General features: G+C 71.1%; 18 protein-coding genes and 1 other RNA gene. 7 read left to right on the forward strand and 12 right to left on the reverse strand.

All coding sequences use genetic code 11. The annotated features are described in order from the left end of the window. Positions 1 to 27: 27 nt before the first annotated feature. The 5 genes from VH914_16240 to VH914_16260 all read right to left on the reverse strand — a co-directional run bounded on the left by VH914_16240 (position 28) and on the right by VH914_16260 (position 5,672). Complete coding sequence (locus VH914_16240) at positions 28 to 1,077, reverse strand: hypothetical protein (GenBank protein HEX4492758.1); 1,050 nt, start codon at positions 1,075 to 1,077, stop codon at positions 28 to 30. After that, a complete protein-coding gene (locus VH914_16245) occupies positions 1,074 to 1,577 on the reverse strand; it encodes a SigE family RNA polymerase sigma factor (GenBank protein HEX4492759.1) in 504 nt (167 codons plus the stop codon). Before VH914_16245 ends, VH914_16240 begins: the two co-directional genes overlap by 4 nt. 51 nt (positions 1,578 to 1,628) lie before the next feature. Further along, positions 1,629 to 2,090 carry a (2Fe-2S)-binding protein gene (locus VH914_16250; protein HEX4492760.1) on the reverse strand — a complete coding sequence of 154 codons (462 nt, stop codon included), beginning with the start codon at positions 2,088 to 2,090 and terminating at the stop codon, positions 1,629 to 1,631. 1 nt (position 2,091) lies between these two features. Continuing rightward, a complete protein-coding gene (locus VH914_16255) occupies positions 2,092 to 4,272 on the reverse strand; it encodes a molybdopterin cofactor-binding domain-containing protein (GenBank protein ID HEX4492761.1) in 2,181 nt (726 codons plus the stop codon). Between the two features lie 83 nt (positions 4,273 to 4,355). Continuing rightward, a complete protein-coding gene (locus tag VH914_16260; protein HEX4492762.1) occupies positions 4,356 to 5,672 on the reverse strand; it encodes an NYN domain-containing protein in 1,317 nt (438 codons plus the stop codon). A 134-nt stretch (positions 5,673 to 5,806) separates the two neighbouring features. Here VH914_16260 and VH914_16265 point away from each other — a divergent pair, with 134 nt between their 5' ends. After that, on the forward strand, positions 5,807 to 6,223 hold the full coding sequence (locus VH914_16265; protein HEX4492763.1) for a secondary thiamine-phosphate synthase enzyme YjbQ: 417 nt from the start codon (positions 5,807 to 5,809) through the stop codon (positions 6,221 to 6,223). Positions 6,224 to 6,226: 3 nt separating this feature from the next. Here the strand turns inward: VH914_16265 and VH914_16270 are convergent, their stop codons facing one another. Beyond that, positions 6,227 to 6,460, reverse strand: a complete 234-nt coding sequence (locus tag VH914_16270; protein HEX4492764.1) for a hypothetical protein — start codon at positions 6,458 to 6,460, stop codon at positions 6,227 to 6,229. Between the two features lie 85 nt (positions 6,461 to 6,545). Here VH914_16270 and VH914_16275 point away from each other — a divergent pair, with 85 nt between their 5' ends. After that, the gene (locus VH914_16275; protein HEX4492765.1) at positions 6,546 to 8,261 is read left to right on the forward strand and encodes a DEDD exonuclease domain-containing protein; all 1,716 of its coding nucleotides are present in this window, start codon (positions 6,546 to 6,548) and stop codon (positions 8,259 to 8,261) included. Here VH914_16275 and VH914_16280 read toward each other — a convergent pair. The 4 genes from VH914_16280 to VH914_16295 are packed head-to-tail and all read right to left on the reverse strand — an operon-like array spanning position 8,210 to position 11,485. Beyond that, a complete protein-coding gene (locus VH914_16280) occupies positions 8,210 to 8,992 on the reverse strand; it encodes a hypothetical protein (protein HEX4492766.1) in 783 nt (260 codons plus the stop codon). The genes VH914_16275 and VH914_16280 overlap by 52 nt on opposite strands. Before the next feature lies 1 nt (position 8,993). Then, a complete protein-coding gene (trpD, locus tag VH914_16285) occupies positions 8,994 to 10,031 on the reverse strand; it encodes an anthranilate phosphoribosyltransferase (GenBank protein HEX4492767.1) in 1,038 nt (345 codons plus the stop codon). Positions 10,032 to 10,037: 6 nt separating this feature from the next. Next, positions 10,038 to 11,204, reverse strand: a complete 1,167-nt coding sequence (locus tag VH914_16290) for an acyl-CoA dehydrogenase family protein (protein ID HEX4492768.1) — start codon at positions 11,202 to 11,204, stop codon at positions 10,038 to 10,040. Positions 11,205 to 11,260: 56 nt separating this feature from the next. Then, positions 11,261 to 11,485 carry a WhiB family transcriptional regulator gene (locus VH914_16295; protein HEX4492769.1) on the reverse strand — a complete coding sequence of 75 codons (225 nt, stop codon included), beginning with the start codon at positions 11,483 to 11,485 and terminating at the stop codon, positions 11,261 to 11,263. A 259-nt stretch (positions 11,486 to 11,744) separates the two neighbouring features. On the opposite strand from VH914_16295, the gene VH914_16300 reads away from it, so the two are divergent. Next, the gene (locus VH914_16300) at positions 11,745 to 13,001 is read left to right on the forward strand and encodes a sodium:proton exchanger (GenBank protein ID HEX4492770.1); all 1,257 of its coding nucleotides are present in this window, start codon (positions 11,745 to 11,747) and stop codon (positions 12,999 to 13,001) included. Further along, the gene (locus VH914_16305; GenBank protein HEX4492771.1) at positions 12,998 to 13,429 is read left to right on the forward strand and encodes a hypothetical protein; all 432 of its coding nucleotides are present in this window, start codon (positions 12,998 to 13,000) and stop codon (positions 13,427 to 13,429) included. Before VH914_16300 ends, VH914_16305 begins: the two co-directional genes overlap by 4 nt. 75 nt (positions 13,430 to 13,504) lie before the next feature. On the opposite strand, the gene VH914_16310 is transcribed toward VH914_16305, so the two are convergent. After that, entirely contained in the window at positions 13,505 to 16,051 is a 2,547-nt protein-coding gene (locus tag VH914_16310) for an FtsX-like permease family protein (protein ID HEX4492772.1), read from the reverse strand. A 5-nt stretch (positions 16,052 to 16,056) separates the two neighbouring features. Beyond that, complete coding sequence (locus tag VH914_16315) at positions 16,057 to 16,833, reverse strand: ABC transporter ATP-binding protein (GenBank protein ID HEX4492773.1); 777 nt, start codon at positions 16,831 to 16,833, stop codon at positions 16,057 to 16,059. Between the two features lie 227 nt (positions 16,834 to 17,060). Here VH914_16315 and VH914_16320 point away from each other — a divergent pair, with 227 nt between their 5' ends. The 3 genes from VH914_16320 (at position 17,061) to rnpB (ending at position 19,326) form a co-directional block, all read left to right on the forward strand. Beyond that, the gene (locus VH914_16320) at positions 17,061 to 18,248 is read left to right on the forward strand and encodes a sensor histidine kinase (protein ID HEX4492774.1); all 1,188 of its coding nucleotides are present in this window, start codon (positions 17,061 to 17,063) and stop codon (positions 18,246 to 18,248) included. Beyond that, positions 18,245 to 18,907 (forward strand): response regulator transcription factor, encoded by a 663-nt coding sequence (locus VH914_16325; protein ID HEX4492775.1) that lies wholly within the window; start codon positions 18,245 to 18,247, stop codon positions 18,905 to 18,907. Before VH914_16320 ends, VH914_16325 begins: the two co-directional genes overlap by 4 nt. A gap of 45 nt (positions 18,908 to 18,952) precedes the next feature. Further along, positions 18,953 to 19,326: RNase P RNA component class A (rnpB, locus tag VH914_16330), an RNA gene on the forward strand. Positions 19,327 to 19,329 lie beyond the last annotated feature (3 nt).

Genomic DNA, 19,329 nt, shown 5'->3' on the forward strand with positions numbered 1-19,329 from the left:
ACACGGGTGCGACACTCAAGCGGGCCGTCAGCCGCGGTAGGCGTCGGTGATCCCCTTTCCGGTGATCGCGTCGAGGACCAGATACGCATTCGTGAACTCGCACGCGGGTCGCGGCGTGGTCGTGACCCCGGGCGGCGGCGGGCCCGGGCCCTGAAAGCCGTCGAACGCGAGGTGTTGCTCCTCGAGCACCCACGCGAGAACGTGACCGCCCGCGGACGGAGAGGACGAGTAGTACCCGAGCAGGAGTCGCGCGGAGCGAGCCGGTTGCGGGTGCCCACCGGTCAGCGCCTGCCATGCGGTCGTCGCCGGGACGCGTGAGACGACTCCGGGCGCGGGATCGAGTCGCCCGAAGTCGCCGAGCGCGGTCGTCTTCGTGATCCTTTGCGGCGCGGGCATCGCGAGCCCCGGCGCGTCGAGATCGGCCTGCGTGCACAGGTCTCGAGCGACCGTCGTCGGCGGCGCGGCAACCGGCGGAAGCGGGATGCGGTAGACGCGACCGAACTGCCACAGGTCGATCGGCTCGCGACGGAACGCGAAGCTCCGGACTCCGTGCGTCGAGGGGTCCCACTCGTACAGCAACGCGCGCCCCGGCTTCATCGGCGCGAGCGAGCATCCGCAGGTGAACGTCGTGCCCGTCAGTTGGATCACGTCGATGGCGAGATCGTCGGGCGTGTCGTCCGAGACCACGGGCGTCGCCGAGGTGCGGAACGCGCCCCATGTCGTCTTCACGACCTCGGCGCGAACGAGCGCGGGTTGCGCCGCACGGTCACGATTGGAGACTGCGAGCTTCTGCATGCGCGCGAGGTCGGGGAACATCGAGACGCGCGCAGTCGGGACACCGCGCGGCGCGGCCGTCGGGCGCGTGCCGACGCGCACACCGGTGTCGGGCCTTGCGGCCGCGACGACGAGCGTGACGACGAGCACGATGACGGCAACCGACGAGCCGACGGCGGTACCGCGCCGTGCCCGTCGGATCCGCGACCCGCGCGCGATCGCGCGCTCGACGATCGCGTCGGCGTCGACCGCCGTCGTCCGCGATTCGTACGACGCACGCAGCTTCTCCACGACATCCGTCATGACGACTCCTCTCCGAGCGCGAGGCGCAGCTTCGCGAGGCCCTTCGCGGCCTGGCTCTTGACGGTGCCGACCGAGCAGTGCAGCAGCGCCGCGGTCTCGAGCTCGCTGCGGTCCTCGCAGTACCGAAGCACGACGACCGCGCGCTGGCGGGGCGGCAGCGCGCGGAGCGCGCTCCACAGTGGCTCCGCGGGATCGAGCATCGTGTCACTCGACTCGGCGACGAACGCCGGAGCGGGCGCGACGGCCACGCCCGCGCGCCGACGCCGGCGTCGCCACTCCCCGATCTGCGTGTTCACCATCACGCGCCGGACGTAGCCCTCGGGGTCGTCACGGCGCTCGACGCGCGGCCACGCGGCCCACGTCCGCGCGAGCGCGGTCTGCACGAGGTCCTCGGCGCCGTCGGCGCCCGCGAGCGCGGCACCGAAGCGCACGAGCGCGTCCATGCGCGCGTGCGCCCACTCCGCGAACCCTTCGCGATCGGATGTCGAGCTCGCCGCCATCGCCCCCCAAGGACGCGAACCGTCCCCGACAGGTTGCCCCAGCGGCGGATGTCAGCCCATGGAGGCCGCGGCGCGGTGGATCGCCGAGCGGATCCGGAAGTAGGTGCCGCAGCGGCAGACGTTCTCGAGCGCGTCGATATCGGCGTCGGTCGGGTGCGGGTTCCCGGCGAGCAAGGCGGCCGCGGCCATGATCTGGCCGGGCTGGCAGTAGCCGCACTGCGCGACGTCCTCGTCGATCCACGCCTGCTGCACCGGATGCAGCGTCTCACCGTCGGCGAGCCCCTCGATGGTCGTGACGGCGTGGCCCGCGCACTCGCTCACCGGGGTGATGCACGGGTTGAACGCGGCGCCGTCGAGATGACTCGTGCACGCCTTGCACACGCCGACGCCGCAGCCGTACTTCGGACCGGTCACGCCGAGCACGTCGCGCAACACCCACAGCAGCGGCTCGTCGGCGGCCGTGACGTCGACCGTCGTCGACTCGCCGTTGAGCACGAACGTGACGGTCGGCATGTCAGGCGCTCCTCACGATCGGGAAGCTGAACGGCGTCGAACCGGTCGCGCGCGCGTACGCGTTCGCGACCGCTGCCGCGGCCGCGGGGAACCCGAGCTCCCCCGCGCCGCCGGGGTCGCCGGTCGGCGGCATGACCGTCACGTCGATCTCGAGTGGGCTCTGGTTCATGCGCGCGAAGTGGTAGTCGGAGTAGCTGCCTTCGCGCACCGCGCCGTTGTCGACGTGGAGCCCCGCGTACAACGTCATCGACAGGCCGTCGGTCAGCACGCCCTGCACCTGCGCTTCGAGGCCGCGCGGGTTCACCGCGCGACCGACGTCGACCGCGCACACGCCCTTCATGACGCGTGGTGCGCCGACATCGCGGCAGTCGATCTCGACGAGATACGCGACGACCGATTTGTACTCCTTGTGGATCGCGATCCCCTGTGCGGTTCCGGGCGCCATCGACCGACCCCATTGCCCGATGCGAGCAACTTGGTTCATCACCGCGAGCGAGCGCGCGTCCATCAACGTCTTGCGGCGAAACGCGAGGGGATCGACATGCAGCGAGCGCGCGATCTCGTCGACCATCACCTCGTTCGCCATCGCGGCCTGACCCGAGTAGATCGAGCGCCACGACCCCGTCGGGAACGCGAGCGGCACATCGGTGAGCGTCTGCGTCACCGCGCCGAAGTCGTACGGCATGTTCTGCGTGAGCGCGAACACCGTCTGCGTGACGCCGGGGCTCAAGATGTTCATGCCCGCCGCGGTCAACGCCTCGCCGAGACCGTGCGAGAAGTCGACGGGCAGCGTCGCATGCCGGTGCTCGTAGGTGAGCACCCTGCCGAGCAGCGTGGTCGCGCGCACCTTGTGATGACTCGCCGGTCGCATGCGCCCGTGGCGCATGTCGTCGTTGCGCGTCCACATGAGACGGACCGGCCGGCGCAACGCCTTGGAGATCTGCGCGGCCTCGATCGCAGGCTCGAAGAAGAGCCGGTGCCCGAAGGACCCGCCCGCGCGCACGACGTGCAGCGTCACCTTGTCGGCCGGAAGTCCGATCGCGGCCGCGACCGCCTGACTCGCGACGATCGGGCTCTTGGCGCCGTACCAGAGCTCGGCCGAGGTCGCGCGTACGTCGGCGACACACGTGTGCACCTCGAGCGGCGCGTGGGGTGCGAACGCGAAGTCGAACTCGCGCGTGACCGAGAGGCTGCCGAGCGGTGGCGCGACGAACGGCGGTGCGGCCGCGCGCAGCTTGGCGGTGATCTGCGCGTCCGACAACGCCGCGTTCGGACCGAGGTTCCACGTGATGCGGATCGCGTCGCGCGCCGCTTGCGCCTGATCGAAGGTCTGAGCCGCGACCGCGATGCCGCTCGGGATCTGCGCGATGCCGAGCACACCGGGCATCACGCGCGCCGCGGTCGCGTCGTACGACCCGACCGAGCCGCCGATCGTCGGTGGCCGTGCGACGACCGTCGGTGCCGCCGCCACGGGCAGGTCGAGCGCGTACTTCGCCGCACCGGTGACGATGTCGCGAGCGTCGAGTCGCGTGGTCGGCGTGCCGATCACGGAGAACTGGCTCGGATCCTTCGGCGCGGGCGACACCGCGGGAACCGTCACCTTCGCAGCGGCCGCGGAGAGCGATCCGTAGGTCGCGCTGCGGCCGTCGCGCGTGAAGACCTTCGTGTCGCGCGTCGTCAGGGTCGACGCGTCGACCTTGAATCGCTGCGCCGCGGCGGTCACGAGCCGGGCGCGCGCCGCCGCCGCGACCGTGCGCATCGGCGCGTAGAGCGAGTGCACGGAGTTCGACCCACCGGTGAGTTGGTTCCAGAGCAGCTCAGGACGGGCGTCGTCGAGCACGACGTCGAGGGTCTCGAGCCCGGCGTCGAGCTCCTCGGCGGCGACCATGCCCATCGCGGTCGAGATGCCCTGGCCGACCTCGGCGCGGGGCACGTGCACGACCACCCGGTTCGCCGCGGTGATCTCGATGATCAGCAGATACGCGGTCGGCGCCGCGGCGAGGTTGAGCGCGTCGCTGAGGTCGACGAGGTCCGAGGGTGTCGGAGACGCGGCTGCCGACGACGCCCATCCGAGGTCGTCGACGGCCTTCACCGCCATCGTCAGCACCGGCGCGGCGACGACGTAGGTGAGAAACCTCCGGCGAGAGAAGGCGTGCGCGCCGGTCGGTGCCTCGGTCGCCATCGCGGTCCCCCCGTGGCTGGCAGCGGTGGCCGCACCGTTCCCCGCAACGGCGGGGCCCAAACTCGAAGCGGCGATCGGTGGGGTCAGCCGGCTCGGCGGAGCACGCCGAGCAGCGTCGGCGCCGCGATCACCACGGCCCCGAAGGTCTCGGCGTGCTCGCGGACCCAGCCGTCGGACGACGCGACGACCACCGGCACCGTCGGCGGGGTCGCGGCAACGGCCTCCACCACGACCGAGTCGGCCTCGTCGGCGGCCGGCGAGAACGCGACCCGGACTCCGCGCCGTTTCCGCTGCCCGAAGACCGGCGTGTCGTCACCGTCGAACACGACGACGATCTCGGGCCCGCAGCGGAGGTGGAGCGCCTCGAGCGCGCGAACGAGCCATTCGCGCTCGGTCGCGAGGGAACCGCCCGCTGCCGCGGCCTTCGTCACGTTGTAGCCGTCGACGACGAGGACGACCGCGGCATCGCGCAACATCGCGTCGGCACCCTCGATGCTGTCGGCGAAGAGACCGCCGGGCAGCGCGGGCTGCACGCGCCCACCCCGGCGGCGGCGCGCGGCCTGACCACGGGCCGGCACCTCGACGACACGCTCGGGCGTCGGAGGCGGCGGCCGCGGCTGCTCGACCTCTCGCCGCAGCTCGCCGTTCGCGCGCTCGAGCGCGCGCACGCGATCGAGCGACTCGCCGTGCTGCGACTCCGCCCGTTTCGCGCGGACGTTCGCGCGAGCACGCGCGCCCTCGGCACGTTCGAGCTGCGCGCGCACATCGTGCAACTCGCCCTCGATCGCGTCGACACGCGCACGCAGACCGTCGCGCTCCTCCACGAGCGCGGCGTCTTGGCGCGACTCACGCCGTTCGCGCCGCGCCGCGCGCAGCTGCTCGACGAGTTCGTCGCGCTCCCGCGCGAGCTCGTCGCGCGCCGCCGTGAGCCGCCGCTGCGCCTCCCGCTCGCGTTCTCGCGCCCGCTCCGCCGTGCGCGTGTCGTCGGCGCGCGACTCGGAAGCCTGCGCGTCGAGCGCGAGCGAGATCCCGATCCCGACGTCGACACCTTCGGGCTCGGCCGCGACCAGCGCGCTCGTGAGCAGCGCGAGCTCGTGTCGCTGCGCCGCACTGCTCGCGATCGCGAGCGCTCCCGCGAGCGTCCACCCGTCGACGAGCGCGCGCACGTCCTCACGCGCGGCGAAGGTCTCGAACAGCGCGCGCCGGAAGTCGGCGTCCGCGTCGAGAGCCTCGCGGAGCTGGCGCCGCGCGGGTCCCCGCGCGAGGCCTCGACGGTCGAATCCGACCAATGATCGGGCGGCTGTGGGCACTTCGTCGGGCGTTCGCGCCTGCACCGCCGCACCGGCCGCGTCGAGCAACGGGGCGAGCAAGCGATCAGGCAGTGCGGCGAGGTCGACCATGAACGTCCGCGTGTTGTGAAGATGTTGCAACCGGGCCCGGGCGCCCCCGAGGGGCGGGCAGGACTGACCGTAGACTGACGCCGCCATCGGTCCGAACGGCCGCACCGGCGCGAGAACGGGAGGGGTATCGCACCATGCAGGCACGCTACGAGGAGCTGTCGCTCGACACGCAGGGCGACGGGGAGATCCTCGACCTCACCGCGGACGCGCAGAAGGCGCTCGCCAACGCCGGCTTCCGCGACGGCCTGTGCACGGTGTTCGTGGCGCACTCCACGTGCGGCATCACGATGATCGAGTGCGAGCCCGGCTGCAACGCCGATCTGAACCGCATCCTCGAGCAGATCGCGCCGCAGGACGCCGACTGGCGGCACAACGAGTTGAACGCCGACTCGAACGGTCACTCGCATGCACGCGCCGCGCTCATCGGCCCGTCGGTCACGATCCCGTTCGCCAACGGCGAGCTCATGCTCGGCACCTGGCAGAAGATCGTGTGCGTCGACTTCGACGACCGGCCGCGCTCGCGCCGCGTCGTCGTCCAGCTCCTCGGCTGAGGCCTACGCCGACGGAACCTCGGAGTCGCTGACCGCGGCGATCTGCTCGATCGCGTCGCCGCTCGCGGAGCACCACCGGCACGTCACCCGCTCGATCGTCTCGGCGAGCTTCTCCTCGTCCTCGATCGTGAGGTCGCCGGCCACGCTGAAGTGGTGGAACTCGCGCGTCCGCCGCTGCACCACGACGTCGAAGCGGGTGAGGTTGCCGCAGGCCGAACAGCGGTAGCGCATCGTCATCGGCGCGGGATCGTACTCCCGGGACACCGACCCTCGATCGAACATACGTGCGCTCCGAACGTCTGTTCGTATACCGTGGCGACGCATGGTCACCGTCGCGAGCCCCTTCCCCGGCTTCGCCTCCGAGCCGGCCGTGTTGCCGGCGCTGCGCCAGGCGTCGCTCGACGACCTCGGCACGCCGCTCTCGGAGGTCACGTTCGTCGTCCTCGACCTCGAGACGACCGGCGGCTCACCCGCCGACTGCGAGATCACCGAGGTCGGCGCGGTGAAGCTGCGCGGCGGCGAGTGTCTGGGCCGCTTCGAGACGCTCGTGAACCCGGGCGTCCCGATCCCGCCGCTCATCACGGTGCTCACCGGCATCACCGAGGCGATGGTGCTGCCCGCGCCGCGCATCGCGGAAGTGCTGCCGCCGTTGCTCGAGTTCGTCGGCGAGGCGGTGATCGTCGGCCACAACATCCGGTTCGACCTCGCGTTCCTCGACGCCGCGCTCGTCGCGCACGATCGGCCGCGCCTCACGAACCGGCACGTCGACACGCTCGGCATCGCGCGCCGCCTCGTGCGCGACGACGTGCCGAACCTGCGGCTCTCGACGCTCGCGCGCCACCTGCGCGTGCCGACCGAGCCGAACCACCGCGCCTTCGCCGACGCGCAGGCGACGGCCGAGGTGCTCCACGCGCTGCTCGAACGCGCGGCCGCGTTCGGCGTGCTCGGCCTCGACGACCTGCTCGCGCTCCCCACGATGCGCGCGCACCCCTCGGCCGCGAAGCTCGCGCTCACGACCCGGCTCCCGCGCGCTCCGGGCGTCTACATGTTCCGCGATCGCGACGGCCGTGTCCTGTACGTCGGCAAGGCCACGAACCTGCGGGCGCGTGTGCGCTCGTACTTCTCGAGTGACGACCGCCGCAAAGTGCCGCAGCTGCTGCGCGAGACCGTGTCGATCGACCATCTCGTCTGCCGCGGTCCGTTCGAAGCCGCGGTGCGCGAGATCCGCTTGATCCAGGCGCTCCAGCCGCGCTTCAACCGCCAGGCGAAGGTGTGGCGCAAGTACGCCTACCTGAAGCTCACGAACGAGCGCTTCCCGCGCCTCACCGTGACCCGCAGCGCGAAGGCCGACGGCGGCACGTACCTCGGCCCGCTGCCGTCGACCGCGGTCGCCCACCTCGTGCGGGAAGCGATCGAGTCGGCGGTGCCGCTGCGCCGCTGTTCCCGCCGGTTGCCGCGCCGCTTCGAACCGGAGTGCGGCTCGCCGTGCGTCCCCGCGCAGCTCGGCGTCGCCACCTGCCCGTGCCGTGGCCAGATCGACGACGCGGGTTACACCGGCCTCGTCGAGATCGTGCGCCGCGGTCTCGACTCCGAACCGCGTGTGCTCCTCGACCCGCTCGAGCAGCGCATGAACCGCCTCGCCGAGGCCGAGCGTTTCGAGGAAGCCGCGATGACGCGCGATCGCCTCGCGACCCTGAGCCGCGCGATCGCGCGGCAACGGTTGGTCGACCAGCTGCGCGCCGCGCGCTCGCTCGTCGTGCACGGCGCGGAGGGCCGACTCGAATTGCACGGCGGACGGCTCACGCTCGACGACGGGCCCGGCGCGAACCGCGAGCTGCTCGCGCCGACACCGGTGGATCTGCCACCCGCGCGTGAGGAGATCGACGAGCTGCTCGTCACCGCGCGCCACCTCGGCAAGACCGCGGCGACGCTCGAGCTCGAGCAGGCCGCGGGCACCTACGCGTCGACGCTGCCGGTGATCCCGACCTACGAGATGGCGCGGTCGCGCACGTTGCCGCCACCGTTGCTCGCGCGCTGACCCGTACCGCGCGGCGACAGCGGCCGCGTCGGACGCGGACGCGCGCCCCCCGGCCCACGCCCCGATCCCCCGCTGCGGCGCGCGCGGAGGTTGCGGGCGCGCAGCTGCTCGAGTCCGAAAACACCGAGCTGCACGAGGATCGCGGTCGCGAGCGCGCAGAACGGCAACAGCCGCGCGATCGGCACGAAGCGCCCCCAGTCGGCGCGCAGGAACGTGTCCTCCAGCTGCGACTTCGTGAGCATGTGGAGCGTGCTCGCGATCCCGAAGGTGATCAGCGACCCGAGCGGCAACGCGACCGCCCACAACACGAGGCGGAGGATCAGCGGCGGCTTGAGCGACTCGGGTTCGGGCCGTGCCGCCGGCGGCGCACCGTCGTCCGGCGGCGCCACATCGATCCCGCGGTCGGCGCGCGGCGTCTGCGCGGTCGGCACACCCGGGTTCGCGAGCCCGCCGGGCACCGGCGTCACCGGCGTCACGGGCGTCACGGGCGTGACCGGCATGACCGGTGGCGCCGGCGTCGGCGCGGGTCGGGGCGCGACCTTCGGCATCGCGCGCGTCGGCTCGCTCGGTACGTCGGCCGGCGGGGCCGCGGGCGACGCGCCGTTGCCGCGGAACTGCGCGGGCACCTTCAGCGCGCGGCCGCAGCCACCACAGCGGAAGGTCGTCACGCCGCCGAGCTGGTCGAGCATCTCCTGATGCCCGCAATCCGGGCACTGCAGCGCGGCGGCCACGTCAGTCGGCCTCGGCCTCTCGCGCCGCGGCGCCGACGCGCAGCCAGTCGTCGAGCACTCTCGCGGCTCCGCCGGTGTCGAGCGCGGCGCGCGCCGCCTGCACGCCGGAGTCGAAGTCGTCGGCGACGCCCGCGACGACGAGCCCGGCGGCCGCGTTCACGAGCGCGATGTCGCGGATCGGGCCGGGCTTGCCCTCGACCACCGCGCGCACGGCGTCGGCGTTGGCCGCCGCGTCGCCTCCGAGCAGATCACTCGCGTCCGAGCGCGCGAACCCGAAGTCCGCAGGGTCGAGCGTGAAGCGGCGGATGTCGACACCGCGCAGCTCGAAGACGGTCGACGTCGTGGTGGTCGTGAGCTCATCGAGACCATCGTCGCCGTAGAACACCCACGCGTGCTCCGCGCCGTTCGCCTGCAGCACCGAAACGACGCGCTCGGCCATCGCAGAATCGGCGACACCCACCGCCTGCCGCCGCACGCGCGCGGGGTTCGCGAGCGGACCGAGAAAGTTGAACGTCGTCGGGACACCGAGCGCGGCGCGCGCCGGGCCCATGAACCGCAGCGCGGGGTGATAGCGCTGCGCGAGGCAGAACCCGATACCGACCTCGGCGACGCACTGCTCGACGCCCGCGGGACCGAGCTCGATCGGGATACCGAGCGCTTCGAGCACGTCGGCGGAACCGCAGCGCGACGACGCGGCGCGGTTGCCGTGCTTCACCACCCGCGCGCCCGCGGCGGTCGCGATCAGCGCGGCCATCGTGGAGATGTTCACCGTGCCGGCGCGGTCACCGCCGGTGCCGCACGTGTCGATCGCGCCGTCGGCGACGCTCACCGTCGTCGCGAACCCGAGCATCGTGCGGACCAGCGTCGCGAGCTCCGAGGTGGTCTCGCCCTTCGTCCGCAGCGCGACCGCGAACCCGGCAGCCTCAATATCGGAGGCGCGGCCCGAGAGGATCTCGGCGAACGCCGCCCCGAGCTCGTCGTCCTCGATGTCGACGCGGCGAACCAGCTTCGCCAGCACCGGGTTGAGAATCTCGTTCACCGGACCTCAATCCCACCACAGGTCGTGATCGAGTACTCCCTTGGCGATGAGACCGAGCTGAATTTGCGACGTGCCCTCGACGATCGTGAGCTGCTTGGCATCGCGGTACCAGAGCTCCGTCGGGTGGTCCTCCATGTATCCGGCCGCGCCGAGCATCTGCAGCGCCTCGCCGGCCACCCGCACCGCGGTCTCGGTGGCGTGGTACTTGGCCATCGAGAGGAACGGCACGTACTCCTTCGTGTAGAGACCGCGATCGGCCATCCACGCCGAGCGGTACGTGAGCAGACGCGCCGCCTCGATCTCGGTCGCGAGCTCCGCGATCTTCCACTGGATGCCCTGCATGTCGGCGATCGTCTTGCCGAACGCGGCGCGCTGCTTCGCGTACTCGACCGCGTACATGAGCGCGCCCTCGGCGAGCCCGATGCCACGCGCCGCGACGACGGGGCGCATCGAGTTGAGACCGAGCATCGCGAGGCGGAAGCCGCCGACCTCGCCGACGACGTTCTTCGCGGGCACCCGTACGCCGTCGAGCACCAGCTCGCCGGTGTCGACGCCGCGCACGCCCATCTTGTGGTCGGTGCGCCCGACCGACACGCCCGGCCACGAACGCTCCACGATGAAGCACGAGATCGAGTCGTGCGCGCGCGAGTCGGCGGGGCCGGTCTTCGCGAACACGCAGTACCAGTCGGCCTGGACGACGCCCGACATCCAGCACTTCGTGCCCGTGAGGATCCAGTCGTCGCCGTCGGCGACCGCCTTCGTCCGCATGCCGGCGACGTCGCTCCCGGCCTGCGGCTCGGAGAGCCCGAACCCGGCGCGCCGCGCGCCGGTCGCGACCGCGCCGACGTACTCGTGCTTCTGCTCCTCCGTGCCGGCGATGAGGACGGGCCCCGTCGGCAGGCGCGTGAGCAGCAGCATGAGCGCGGCGGCGTTCGAGTACTTGGCGACCTCTTCGATCGCGATGGTCAGGCCGAGGATGCCGGCGCCGGAGCCGCCGTATTCCTCGGGGATGACGAGCCCGAGCAGCCCCGTGTCGCGGAAGAGCTCGAAGAGATCCTGCGGGTACTCCTCGGAGCGGTCGATCTCACGGGCCCGAGGCGCGACGCGCTCCTGCGCGATCTTGCGCACGGTTGCCTGAAGATCGACCAACTCTGCCGGAAGGTCGAAATCCACCGGCCGAGCCTACCGGGCGGGTGTGCTCGTGCTCGGTCTCCGACGCGACGCGTTCCTTACGAAGCCTTGCGGCGCTGACGGAGCATGCGGCGCCGTTCGCGCTCGGTCATGCCTCCCCAGACACCGATCTTCTCGCGCCGCGTGAGCGCATGCTCGAGGCAGACCTCACGGACCGGACACTCCGCGCAGATCTCCTTCGCGCGCAGGCCCTCGTCCTCTTCGGGCGGATAGAAGATCTCAGGATCGACGCCCTTACAGCGGGCCCATTCACGCCAACTCATTGCACCCAAGCCGGGCCTCCCTGCACGCCGAGCCGACTCCCCCCTGATCGGCGTCTCGCCCTGGTGACCTGAGTCCAGATCGCCGACGAGGGACGAGACCAGGGCGGGGGGCCATGCCTGGGCTCGTCGGGACCGCCTAACACGCGAGTGCCTACCCTTCTTCCTCGCCCGGGAAATCCATCGCCGGACCCCTAGGATCGGGACGGTGACCGAGCCCACGGGAACCGCTCGGCGCCCCCGCCGCCCCGGGTTCGCCCTGGTGGGAGCGCTGCTCCTCACCCTCCCCGGCATCCTCCTCCGCCTCACCGGGGCACACCCGGTGCACTGGTTGGCCGCGCTCGGCTTCGGCCTCGCGATCGTCGGCGCCGCGTTCCTCCTGGGCTGGGCGGCCGAGGTGGTGCAGCTCGACATCTCGGCCGGGCTCGCGCTGGCGCTGCTCGCGCTGATCGCGGTGCTCCCGGAGTACGCGGTCGACTTCGTGTTCACGTCGAAGGCCGGCACGAACCCGAAGGAGTTCGCGCCCCTCGCGCTCGCCAACATGACCGGGGCCAACCAACTCCTCATCGGCGTCGGCTGGTCGCTCGTCGTGCTGCTCGCCGCGTATCGCATCCGGACCACCGGCGTCGGAGCCGGAGCCGCCGAGGACGCGACCGCGCCCGCGTCGACGAACACCGACGTGGAGCTCGCGCGGACCCACGCCGTCGAGATCGCGTTCCTCGCCGCCGCGACCGCGTACGGCTTGACCCTGCCGCTGCGGCGCACGATCACGTTGTTCGACGCGGCCGTGCTCGTGACGATCTTCGTCGTCTATCTCATCCGCATCGCGAAGGCGCCGGCGGAGGAGCACGAGCTCGTCGGCTGCGCGGCGATGATCGGCGGCCTTCCCGTTCGCCGCCGGCGACTCGCGGTCGCGGTGCTCTTCGTCGTCGCGGCGGGCATCATCCTGCTGTGCGCCGAGCACTTCGCGGAGTCGCTCGTCGCGACCGGTGAGGAGTTCGGCATCAGCACCTTCCTCTTGGTGAAGTGGCTCGCACCGCTCGCATCCGAAGCGCCCGAGCTGCTCATCGCGGGGATGTTCGCGTGGCGGCTCAACACGAACGCGGGGCTCGGCGCGCTCGTGTCGTCGAAGGTGAACCAGTGGACGCTCCTCGTGGGCACGCTCCCGATCGTGTTCGCGATCGCTTCGTCGAGCATGCACGGCTTGCCGCTCGACACGCTCCAGCGCGAGGAGCTGTTCGTCACTGCCGCGCAGTCGGCGTTCGCGGTGGCGATCCTCGCGTCGCGCAGCATCAGCGTGCGGGAGGCGAAGATCCTGCTGTCGTTGTTCATCGTGCAGTTCGTGGCCACGGGCGCGTTGCCGGAGGCCGCACGCGGTCCCGCACGCGTGCTCACGGGCATCACGTACCTGGTGCTCGCCGCAACCCAACTCGTCGCCGAACGACGCGCGGTTCCCGCGCTCATGCGGGACGGCCTGCGGACACCGTACGCGGAGCTCGTCGCGGGCGAAGTGTCGTGAACGAGCCCGCGCCGCCCGACGCGCGACTCGTGATCGACCTGACCGCGCTGCGACGCGGCATCGTCGGCGGATCCGTGATCGTGCTCCCGGTCTCACTGCTCGGCGCACTGCTCACTCGCGAGCACCATCACGGCAACAGCGGATGGTTGTTCATCGCGTTCATCGCGATCCTCTACGGCTACGCGACCGCGGGCTACGGCGCCGCGCGCACACGGCCGGAGACGCCGCTCGCGCACGGGATCCTCGCGGGGCTCGGCGCGTTCCTCGTCTGGTTGGTCGTGTCGGTCGTCGTTCGGCTCGCGCGCGGTGAACATCTGGGCTTCGGCGTCGCCGACGCGGTGACGAATGCGCTGCTCGCGGTCGCGTTGGGCGCGATCGGTGGTCTGGTCGCCGCGCGCCGCGGCCCGACCGCGGTGCCGCGCGACTGACACCGAAGCCGCGACGCGCCGGAGGACCGAGACCTCGAGGGTCCCGGTCCTCCGAAGGTGACACCTCGCTCGGAGCTACTCCGATCGGATCGCCTCGAGCACGTCGAGCCGCGCCGCCCGGCGAGCCGGCACCGCCGCGGCGATCACCGCGGCGATCGCGGCGAGCACGACGATCACCGCGATCTCCTTGACGGGGACCGACAGCTGGTGGACGTCGCCCTTCGACGCCTTGATCAACGCGCTCCCGATCCCGACGCCGAGTGCGGTGCCCAGCGTGGTGCCGAGCAGTGCGATCAGCACCGATTCCCACCGGATCGACGACCGCACCTGCGCCCGGCTCATGCCGACCGCCCGCAGCAAGCCGAACTCACGGGTGCGCTCGAAGACCGAGAGCGCCAGCGTGTTCGCGATGCCGAACAATGCGATCACCAACGCCATGCCGAGCAACACGTAGATGAGGTCGAGGATCTGGTTGATCTGTGCGGCAACCGAACCCTTGAACTGGTCACGCGTCATCAGCGTCGCGTTCGGGAAGTCCTTCAGGGCGTGCTCGATGGCCGCGTGGGCCGCCGAGGAGCTCACTCCCGGTGCGTTCGTCACGAGCACGTCGTCGTCGACGTGCGCGCTGACGTTGGCATCGAACGTCGCCATCGAGATGACGTAGGCCCCGAGCGGTTGCTTGGTCGTGTACTCGGCGACCACTCGCAGCCGCTGCGGTCCCGTCTCCGGGAACGTCATGGTGATCGTGTCGCCGAGCTTCACACCTGCGGTCTCCGCCTCGGCGGCCTGCATCGCAACCGTCCCGGCGTGCAGGTCGGAGAGATGACCGGTCACGCTGCCGAGGTCGATCGTCTGCTCGACGTGCGCCGGATTGAACGCGGTCACGTCCTTGGTCTTGCCGCCGACCGTCGGCTCGACGAAGCGCAGCGCGGTGACGGTGCCGGTCTCGGGCAGCGCGTCGATGCGCTGCGTCGCGGCCGGGCTCAAGCCACCCATGGCGAACTGCGTCTCGACGATCCAGTCGCTCCGCATGGCCTTGTCGATGTCGGAACCGGTGGAAGCCCGGCCCGACGCCGCGAAGACCGTGATGAACGCAACCAGCGCAACACCGATCAACAGCGCCGACGCCGTCGCCGACGTACGTCGCGGGTTCCGGCTCGCGTTCTCCCGTGCGAGCGTTCCCGCCATGCCCCGCGTGCGGGGAAGGGGCAGGCCCACCAACCGGGTGAACGGACGCGCGAGCACCGGGCCCAGCACGATCACGCCCACGAACATGCACAGCGAGCCGAGGCCCACGGTGCCGCCGTTGTGACCGGAGAGACCGCTGATCATCAAGGACGCACCGGCGAGCGTCGCGATCACGCCGATCACCAGCCGCCGTACCGAACGCGCCGACCCGTCGACGGCAACGTCGCGCAGCGCCTCGATCGGAGCCACCTTCGCGGCCTTGCGTGCCGGCAGGAACGCCGCGACCACGGTCACGACGACGCCGACGATCATCGAGATGACGACCGTACGGGGCTGGACCACGAGACCGGCGTGAGGCAGCTCGAGGCCGAAGGCCTTGAGCACCAGGCGCAGGCCGTTCGCCATCGCGATGCCGGCAACCACACCGACGGCGGATGCGAACACACCCGTGAACAGCGCTTCGAGCCGGACCGAACGGGTCACCTGCTTGCGGCGGGCACCGATCGCCCGCAGCAGCGCGGTCTCCTTCGTGCGCTGCGCCACCGTGATCGTGAACGTGTTGTAGATCACGAAGGATCCGACGAACAGCGCAACGACGGCGAACGACATCAGGAACACGTTGATGAAACCGAGCGACGCGTCCGACGCGTCACGAGCGGCCTTCGTCGCGGCGGCTCCGGTGATGACCTCGGTGTCGCGTGCGTTCGTCGAAGCGTGCAGTGCGGCCTCGATGTTGGCGACGACGGTGTGCTGCGACACGCCGGGCGCGGCGACGACCTGAATGGCGTCGTAACGACCGGCCGTTCCGAGCACCCGCGCCGCGGTCTGCGGAGCGAACGCCACCACCTGCGCGCCGGCCGCGCTGTCGGCTCCGCCGTAGGTGGCGACGCCGGCCAGGCGGTATTGCTGTGACCCGGCCTGACTCAACACGCGCACCGTCTCGCCGAGCCGGTAGTGGCCCCGCTTCCACGACGCGCGGTCGATGACGATCTCGTCGGGGGCGCGCGGCGCGTGCCCGGAGACGAGCTCCATCGGGTTGAGCTTCGGCTGCTGTTGCCAAGCGATCGCGACCGGAATCGAGCGATTCGGGTTGGCGTCGAGCAGCTTGCCGTCGTGCGCGACGACGACCGCGATACCCAGCTGCTGCGGCTCGGCGGCCTGCACGCCCTTCGCGGCCCGCACCGTTGCGAGCAGCGAGGCGTCGATCGTGCCGCGCACTTCGTCGCCGTTGGCATTCTTCAGGTGTCGGTCGGAGCGCACGACCGCGTCGGTCGACTTGTAGACGTTGACGGCGACGTTGTCGTACGACTGCTTGATGGTGTCGGTCAGGACGAGGGTTCCCGCCATGAACGCCACTCCGAGCACGACGGCGATCGCCGTCATGACGAAGCGAACCTTGTTGGCCTTGATGGAGTTGACGGTGAGCGAGAGCATCGGACCTATTCCCCCAGGTTTCGCATGCGGTCGAGGACAGAAACGGCGGTCGGGTCGACGAGGTCGTCGACGATGCGGCCGTCGGCGAGGAACACGGCGCGGTCGGCGTACGAAGCTGCGACCGGGTCGTGCGTGACCATGACGATCGTCTGGCCGAACTCGCGGACGGCCTGACGCATGAACGCGAGGACCTCGGCGCCCGCGCGTGAGTCGAGATTGCCCGTGGGCTCGTCGGCGAAGATGATCTCCGGCCGGCTCGCGAGCGCCCGGGCCACGGCAACGCGCTGCTGCTGACCACCGGAGAGCTCCGAGGGCCGGTGCTTCAGACGGTTGCCGAGACCGACGGTCGCGACCACGGTGTCGAACCACTCGCGGTCGGGCTTGCGCCCCGCGAGCTTCATCGGCAGCGTGATGTTCTCTCCCGCGTTGAGCATCGGGAGCAGGTTGAACGCCTGGAAGATGAAGCCGACGCGGTCGCGCCGGAGCTGGGTCAGGCGCTTGTCGTTGAGCGAGCCGAGCTCGGTGTCGCCGATCCACACCGAGCCGCTCGTCAACGTATCGAGGCCGGCGAGGCAGTGCATGAGCGTCGACTTGCCCGAGCCCGACGGGCCCATGATCGCGGTGAAGTGACCCCGACCGAAGGCGACCGAGACGCCGTCGAGCGCACGGACCTCGGCTTCGCCGCGTCCGTACACCTTGCTGGTGTCGATCGCCCGAGCGGCGACCGTGTCGTCGCGTGGCGGGGTGTCGTGCTGGTGCTGGCGGGTGAGCGTGATCCCCATCGTCGTGAGCTCCTTGGTGTGCGAGCCCGGCAGGCAGGCCCCCGTGAATGTGTGACTCCACGATGCGGAATCCGGCGGCCGGTTCCATCGCCCACGGGTCGCTTCACGTCTCGGTCGCACGGCTACGGGCGCGGTGCCGTGGGAGCGGCGCGATACATCTCGAGATGTACGCGCGCATCGTCCGTGCGCCCGATGGCGATCGGAAGCTCCAGGGTTAGCGTGAACGGATGGAAATGCCGTCGACGCGTCTCGCGCGCTTCACGCAGTGGGCGCGCGCGATCGACCCGACCCTGCTCGACGCGTTCATCGGCACCGCGTTCACCGCGGTCGGGCTGTTCGCGCTCCTGAAAACCGGCGACCCGCGCCACCTCTACCGGTCGAACAACGCGCTCAGTGTGCTGCTCGCACTCGCGTGCTCGCTCCCGTACTACGTCCGTCGCAAGGCGCCGCTCGCGGTATTGATCACGAACATCGTCGCGCTCGCGCTCCTGTCGACGCTGAAGTACCACCCCGACGTGCAGTCGCAGATGGTGCTGGTCGGCGCGTACACCGTCGGGTCACACTGCATCGGCCGCAAGCGCGTGGTCGGACTGCTCGCGATCGGTGTCGGAGTCTTCGTCGTCGCACTCGTCGGCATCCCCGACTCGACGACGTCGAACCTCGCGCTGAGCGGCGCGGTGTACGTCGCCGCGTACCTGTTCGGTACGACGGTTCGGAACCGTCGGCTCTACACCGAGCAGCTCGAGTTGCGCGCGACATCGCTCGAGCACGAGCGCGACGAAGAAGCAAAACGCGCCGTCGCCGACGAACGCCTGCGCATCGCGCAGGAGCTGCACGACGTCGTCGCGCACTCCATGGGTGTCATCGCCGTGCAAGCCGGTGTGGGCGAGCACGTGATCGACACCGATCCTTCGGAGGCGAAGCGCGCGCTCGCGGCGATCGCCACGACGAGCCGTTCGACGTTGACGGAGATCCGCCGCCTGCTCGGTGTCCTGCGCGACAACGACGGCGCCGAGCACGCGCCCGCGCCCGGGCTCGCCGACCTCTCACGGCTCGTGAAGGACCTTTCGGCCGCGGGGCTGAACGTCGAGGTGTCGCGCAACGGCGGTGAGGTCGACCTGCCCGCCGGTGTCGACCTCACCGCGTACCGGATCGTGCAGGAGGGGCTCACCAACGTGCTGAAGCACGCCGGTCCCGCGACCGCGAAGGTGACCGTGCGCTCGGATCCCGGCGTGCTGCACCTCGAGATCGTCGACGACGGTCGCGGCGTGAACGCGCGCGCCACCGCGGGCGGCCACGGTCTCATCGGGATGCGCGAGCGCGTCGCCGTGTACGGCGGCACGCTCGACACCGGTCCGTGCGCCGGTGGCGGGTACCGCGTCTGCGCGGCGATCCCGTACGGGGCGCCGGAGTGATCCGCGTCGCGGTCGCCGACGACCAGGCGCTCGTGCGGAGCGGTTTCGCGGTGTTGCTGCGCTCCGCGCCCGACATCGAGGTCGTCGGAGAAGCGGCGAACGGACGCGAAGCAGTGGAGCTCGTGCGGTCGGCGCGTCCCGACGTCGTGCTGATGGACATCCGCATGCCGGAGATGGACGGGCTCGAGGCGACGGGGTTGATCACGGCCGATTCTCCCGAGACGCGCGTGCTCATCCTCACGACGTTCGATCTCGACGAGTACGTGTTCCAGGCGCTGCGCGCGGGGGCGAGCGGATTCCTCTTGAAGGACACGCGTCCCGAGGAGCTGCTCGCCGCGGTGCGCGTGCTCGCGGAGGGCGAGGCGCTCCTCGCGCCGACGATCACTCGTCGGCTCATCGAGCAGTTCGTCGCGCAGCCGGTGACGACCGGCGCGAAGCCGACGCGCGTGCTCGAGTCGTTGACCGAGCGGGAGCTCGAGGTGCTCGGCACGATCGCGCGCGGGCTGTCGAACGCGGAGATCGCCGCGGAGCTGTTCATGTCGCACGCGACGGCCAAGACGCACGTGAGCCGGCTGCTGACCAAGCTCGACGCGCGCGATCGCGCACAGCTCGTGATGATCGCGTACGAGGTCGGCGTCGCGACCCCCGGCACGGCCTGAGGTTCCGCTGCCGCCCGCGGCCGCGTGCGACACTGTCGGCGGTGGTGAGTCGGCCGGGCGGCCGCGTACCGGCCCGTTCGCGGTGACCGGTCCGAGGAACGTCCGGACTCCACAGGGCAGGGTGCTGGGTAACTCCCAGTCGGGGCGACCCGCAGGAAAGTGCCACAGAGAACAGACCGCCGATGGCCGTGAGGCACAGGCAAGGGTGAAACGGTGCGGTAAGAGCGCACCAGCGCCCGGGGCGACCCGGGCGGCTCGGTAAACCCCATCCGGAGCAAGGCCAGACAGGGAGAGGGTGGCCCGTCCGATCACTCCCGGGTAGGCCGCTGGAACCGTCGGGTAACCGCCGGTCGAGAGGGATGGCCGCCCCGGGCGCGCGAGCGCCCGGACAGAATCCGGCGTACAGGCCGACTCACCACCAC

Source organism: Acidimicrobiia bacterium, assembly GCA_036271555.1.
Lineage (GTDB): Bacteria > Actinomycetota > Acidimicrobiia > IMCC26256 > PALSA-610 > DATBAK01.